This is a genomic window from Nostoc favosum CHAB5714 (assembly GCF_020829495.1).
Lineage (GTDB): Bacteria > Cyanobacteriota > Cyanobacteriia > Cyanobacteriales > Nostocaceae > Nostoc > Nostoc favosum.
Map to the genome: position 1 here is coordinate 1 of NZ_JAIVFQ010000195.1, position 5,050 is coordinate 5,050.

Sequence of the window (5,050 nt, forward strand, 5' to 3'; positions counted from 1 at the left end):
TACATGGATAATGAGTTGTCATTTGTTGAGGATTAAAGTGCGAACTCAACCCAGGATGGGTTACCCAACAAAAGCCAGCCATCCCTAAGTATTACTACTTGTTTTTGACTGAACGAATCGCACTACCACCGCAGGCATCGCCCACTAGGGAAACTTTGCCAGCAGCCTCTTGATGATGATACAGCTGCATCATCTCCCCAATCGCCACAGCCTCACCTTCTGACATACATCACCCAACTGGAGCGATAGTCAACAGAAAGTAGCAAAATTTTTAATCTAGGTCTATTTTAGCGATCGCAGATGCAAGTTTGAGGAAGGATAAACCTCATTTCGTCAGATGCAGCAGGCTACGTAAAAGATTCTATGTGCGACGCCGAATAGCCCGTCGTAGATATCGCATTTTTTGAGTAGATTAACATTTGCCAGCAGCCTCTTGATGATGATGATACAGCTGCATCATCTCCCCAATCGCCACAGCCTCACCTTCTGACATACATCACCCAATTGGAGCGATAGTCAACAGAAAGTAGCAAAATTTTTAATCTAGGTCTATTTTAGCGATCGCAGATGCAAGTTTGAGGAAGGATAAACCTCATTTCGTCAGATGCAGCAGGCTACGTAAAAGATTCTATGTGCGACGCCGAATAGCCCGTCGTAGATATCGCATTTTTTGAGTAGATTAACAATAGACCATCTCAAAGGCACTTTATGACTTCTTTTGATTCAGTTGAAGATTTGGTACTAGTTGCTGGTGCTACTGGTGGCGTGGGGCAACTGGTGGTAGGCAAGTTACTAGAAAAGGGTTTGAAAGTTCGCGTTTTGACACGCAATGCCGCAAAAGCCGAAGAAATGTTTAACCAGAGAGTAGAAATTGCCGTTGGTGACATCCGCCAGCCAGCTACACTACCAGCCGCAACACAAAATATCAGCCACATCATCTGCTGTACTGGAACCACTGCCTTTCCCTCTGCTCGATGGGAGTTTGAGCAATCCCCAAACTTGATTGAATGGGGAATCACTTTCCTCAACCCCAAATCTAGTGAAGCAAAAGCAAAGAATAGTCCGGCCAAGGTCGATGCCCAAGGTGTGAGCAACCTAGTGGCAGCAGCACCCCGCAATTTGAAGCGGTTCGTTTTCGTCTCTTCTTGCGGAATTCTCCGTAAAAATCAGTTTCCTTTTAGTATTCTTAATGCTTTTGGCGTGTTGGATGCCAAACAGAAGGGCGAAGAGTCCATTATTAACTCAGGATTACCCTACACCATTATCCGCCCAGGACGCCTGATTGACGGGCCCTATACCTCATACGACCTCAACACCCTCCTGAAGGCAAAAACTGGGGGTAAATACGGTGTTGTCGTAGGCAGTGGGGATACACTTTCGGGTGATACCAGCCGGATTGATGTAGCAAACGCTTGTGTAGAATGCCTTTTACACCCAAGTAGTTCCAGAAAAATTTTTGAAATAGTCAACCAGGGACAAAGACCGCCTGCAATTAACTGGGAAACTCTTTTCTCTGGGCTTCAGTGAGCGCTGAGTAGTATTTTCTCCAATGCCAATGCCCAATACCAAAATATTGCTGATTATACGGAATACGGAAGCAATGCTTGCGGTTGTTGCTAGCCTACGCGCCTTTTAATTTTGTTCTATTTTCGGTACTTTTGTAACTTATTACCTCTAAAGGCGGCAAACACGACTCTACCGTTACGGTTCACCCTAATTACTGAAAGTATTAATTCCCATACATTAGACAGAGTGAAGGCAATAAATCCATGAAATAACTAAAAAAACTATTTAGTTAGTTTAACCGTCCTAAGTAAGGTTCGGGAAACCACCCTTCATGGACTGGCTAGCACTAAGCTTCAGTATATATATCAGCATATCTGGAGTTTTAACCCCAGAAAAGCCAAAACAAAGGTATTCATGCTGAACTGGCTGATTTATTGACCCTATTGGTTCAAAATTTAGTCCTTTATATTCTCATTCATTCATTTGTAGTTATACGGAGCCAGCACCTAAAATGGCAAAAGTAGTTGGAATTGACTTAGGAACAACGAACTCCTGCGTGGCAGTGATGGAAGGTGGTAAACCCACAGTAATTGCTAATGCTGAAGGTTTTCGGACAACGCCATCAGTAGTCGCATTTGCGAAAAATGGTGACAACTTGGTTGGCCAAATCGCCAAACGCCAAGCGGTGATGAACCCCGAAAATACGTTTTACTCAGTCAAACGCTTTATCGGACGCCGCTACGACGAAGTTGGTAACGAAGCTACGGAAGTTTCTTACAAAGTCCTCAGCAGCAACGGCAATGTCAAATTAGATTGTCCGATAGCTGGTAAACCGTTTGCTCCTGAAGAAATTTCTGCAAAAGTTCTTCGCAAACTAGTTGAAGATGCCAGCAAATACCTGGGTGAAACTGTAACCCAAGCTGTAATCACTGTTCCGGCATACTTCAACGACTCGCAACGGCAAGCGACAAAAGACGCTGGTAAAATTGCAGGTATTGAAGTTCTACGGATTATCAACGAGCCTACAGCCGCTTCTTTGGCTTATGGATTTGACAAGAAGAGTAACGAAACCATCCTCGTGTTTGACCTTGGTGGTGGTACCTTCGACGTATCCGTGCTGGAAGTAGGAGATGGAGTTTTTGAAGTACTAGCTACATCTGGTGATACCCACCTTGGTGGTGACGACTTCGATAAAAAAATAGTTGACTTCTTAGCTGAGAAGTTCAAGAAAGCCGAAGGCATTGAGCTACGCAAAGACAAGCAAGCTTTACAACGTCTGACTGAAGCCGCAGAAAAAGCCAAAATTGAGCTTTCTAGCGTTACCCAAGCAGAAATCAACTTGCCATTTATCACCGCTACCCAGGATGGGCCCAAGCACCTGGATACAACCCTGACTCGCGCCCAGTTTGAAGAACTTTGCTCTGACTTAATCGACCGTTGTCGTGTTCCTGTGGAAAACGCCCTCCGCGATGCCAAGTTAAACAAAGGCGATATTGATGAAGTGGTGTTAGTTGGTGGTTCTACCCGCATTCCCGCAGTCCACCAGATTGTGAAGCAGGTATTGGGTAAAGACCCCAACCAAAGTGTGAACCCTGATGAAGTCGTAGCAGTTGGTGCAGCTATTCAAGCTGGGGTACTTGCTGGTGATGTAACTGGCATCTTGCTGTTAGACGTGACACCGTTATCTTTGGGTGTTGAAACATTGGGTGGCGTGATGACCAAAATTATCCCCCGCAACACCACAATTCCCACCAAGAAATCGGAAGTCTTCTCCACTGCTGTGGATGGACAAACCAACGTAGAAATTCACGTCCTCCAAGGTGAACGCGAATTCTCTAACGATAACAAGAGCTTGGGAACCTTCCGTCTGGATGGTATTCCTCCTGCACCACGCGGCGTTCCTCAAATTGAGGTGGTGTTCGACATTGACGCCAACGGTATCCTTAACGTCACCGCTAAGGATAAAGGTACTGGTAAAGAACAGTCAATTAGCATAACCGGCGCTTCCACCCTGGATAAAAATGATGTTGACCGGATGGTTAGAGAAGCTGAACAAAACGCTTCATCTGACAAAGAACGGCGTGAAAAGATTGAACGCAAGAACCAAGCTGACTCTTTGGCATACCAAGCTGAGAAGCAGTTACAAGAATTGGGCGATAAAGTTCCCGATGCTGACAAGACCAAAGTCGAAGGTTTGGTGAAAGAACTGCGGGAAGCAGTTGCTAAAGAAGACGATGAGCAAATCAAAAAGCTCACCCCAGAATTGCAGCAAGCGCTATTTGCTGTTGGTAGCAATATTTATCAACAAGCTGGTGGCGGTGCTACACCTGGTGCTGAACCCCAAGATGGTGGTTCCACATCTAGTGGTAGTGGCGATGATGTAATTGACGCTGATTTTACAGAAAGCAAATAATTCCCCTACTTCTTTTGGGAAGATTATTTAATCCCACCTCATATTACCCACTCAGGCAAATCCCTGAGTGGGGATTTTTTTTTAGGAGTTATGAGTAGAGACGCGATTAATCGCGTCTGTACAGGAGTTATGAGTAGAGACGCGATTAATCGCGTCTGTACAGGAGTTATGAGTAGAGACGCGATTAATCGCGTCTGTACAGGAGTTTGAAGTTAGAGTAGAACTAATATTGGTAACTCTTGATCTTAATTCTTAACTTTATTCCTAACTCCTCACTCTCAACTCCTAACTCCCTTATGCCATATCCACAAGCACCTTGGACACTTCAGGGCTATGCTATCCAAACTCTGCATTTGGTAAATGTTGACCAAGTGCGCCCTTTGATTCCCTTAGAGTTAGAAATTATTTCTGTATGGCCTGGTAAAACTCTCGCTAGCGTGTATTTATCTCATTATGGGTCAGGCTCGGTACTGGAGTACAGCGAGTTAATTATTGCCCCAGCTGTGGTTAATTACCAAAGAAAAATTGGTGGTTGGGTTTCCCACATTTATGTAGATAATGCTGATTCGGTGGCTGGCGGTCGAGAAATTTGGGGACTACCAAAGGAACTAGCAAAGTTTACCTGGGAACAAGGAAAGCATGTTACTGTGCATCAGGGAAACCGAAAATTGTGTAGTCTTAACTATAATCAACAAAGCTTGGCATGGAGACAGTGGTTAAGTGCCTCTGCTTTCAGCGCCAAGGGTGCTGATTTGCTGATATTCCCTGCTGAATTTGAGTCGGTGTTGGGTTTGATTAGTTCTAAGTTAGAAATCCTTGGCGAAAGTCCTTTTTCTGGAATAGGTTTAGGTCAGCCTTGGTTAACTGTGCGTTGTGAGCAGATGAGTTTGCGGATTGATGCGCCAAAAGTCGTGGGGTACATACACATCTAGGCATTTCTAGATTGAGAACAATAGCACGGCATATCTCATGACAAGGCACTTTGCGTCCATGCGTCTACGCTATCGTGACATACTCCTACACTGACTGAGTACAGTACAGTGTAGGCTTCTCACCAAATCCAGCTATTGCTTCGGATACTCGATGAGCTTTAAGAACCGGATGCCCCACGGCTCTATTTTTTATTACGAT

Annotated in this window: 4 protein-coding genes; 3 read left to right on the forward strand and 1 reads right to left on the reverse strand. The window is 44.8% G+C overall.

Annotation, left to right across the window (positions count from 1 at the left end):
• Positions 1–94: 94 nt before the first annotated feature.
• The gene (locus tag LC586_RS41020) at positions 95–226 is read right to left on the reverse strand and encodes a hypothetical protein (RefSeq protein ID WP_267921805.1); all 132 of its coding nucleotides are present in this window, start codon (positions 224–226) and stop codon (positions 95–97) included.
• 482 nt (positions 227–708) lie between these two features.
• Between LC586_RS41020 and LC586_RS39495 the strand changes: the two genes are divergently transcribed.
• From LC586_RS39495 to LC586_RS39505, 3 genes are all read left to right on the forward strand, one after another.
• Complete coding sequence (locus LC586_RS39495) at positions 709–1,527, forward strand: SDR family oxidoreductase (RefSeq protein ID WP_229491227.1); 819 nt, start codon at positions 709–711, stop codon at positions 1,525–1,527.
• 490 nt (positions 1,528–2,017) lie between these two features.
• The gene (dnaK, locus tag LC586_RS39500; protein WP_229491228.1) at positions 2,018–3,919 is read left to right on the forward strand and encodes a molecular chaperone DnaK; all 1,902 of its coding nucleotides are present in this window, start codon (positions 2,018–2,020) and stop codon (positions 3,917–3,919) included.
• A gap of 296 nt (positions 3,920–4,215) precedes the next feature.
• Positions 4,216–4,851 (forward strand): acetoacetate decarboxylase family protein, encoded by a 636-nt coding sequence (locus LC586_RS39505; RefSeq protein WP_229491229.1) that lies wholly within the window; start codon positions 4,216–4,218, stop codon positions 4,849–4,851.
• Positions 4,852–5,050: the final 199 nt, after the last annotated feature.

Excerpts from the sequence above, each read along its gene's own strand:
- LC586_RS41020 (WP_267921805.1), bottom strand. The coding sequence starts at position 226 with ATGTCAGAAGGTGAGGCTGTGGCGATTGGGGAGATGATGCAGCTGTAT.
- LC586_RS39495 (WP_229491227.1), top strand. The coding sequence starts at position 709 with ATGACTTCTTTTGATTCAGTTGAAGATTTGGTACTAGTTGCTGGTGCT.
- LC586_RS39505 (WP_229491229.1), top strand. The coding sequence starts at position 4,216 with ATGCCATATCCACAAGCACCTTGGACACTTCAGGGCTATGCTATCCAA.
- dnaK (WP_229491228.1), top strand. The coding sequence starts at position 2,018 with ATGGCAAAAGTAGTTGGAATTGACTTAGGAACAACGAACTCCTGCGTG.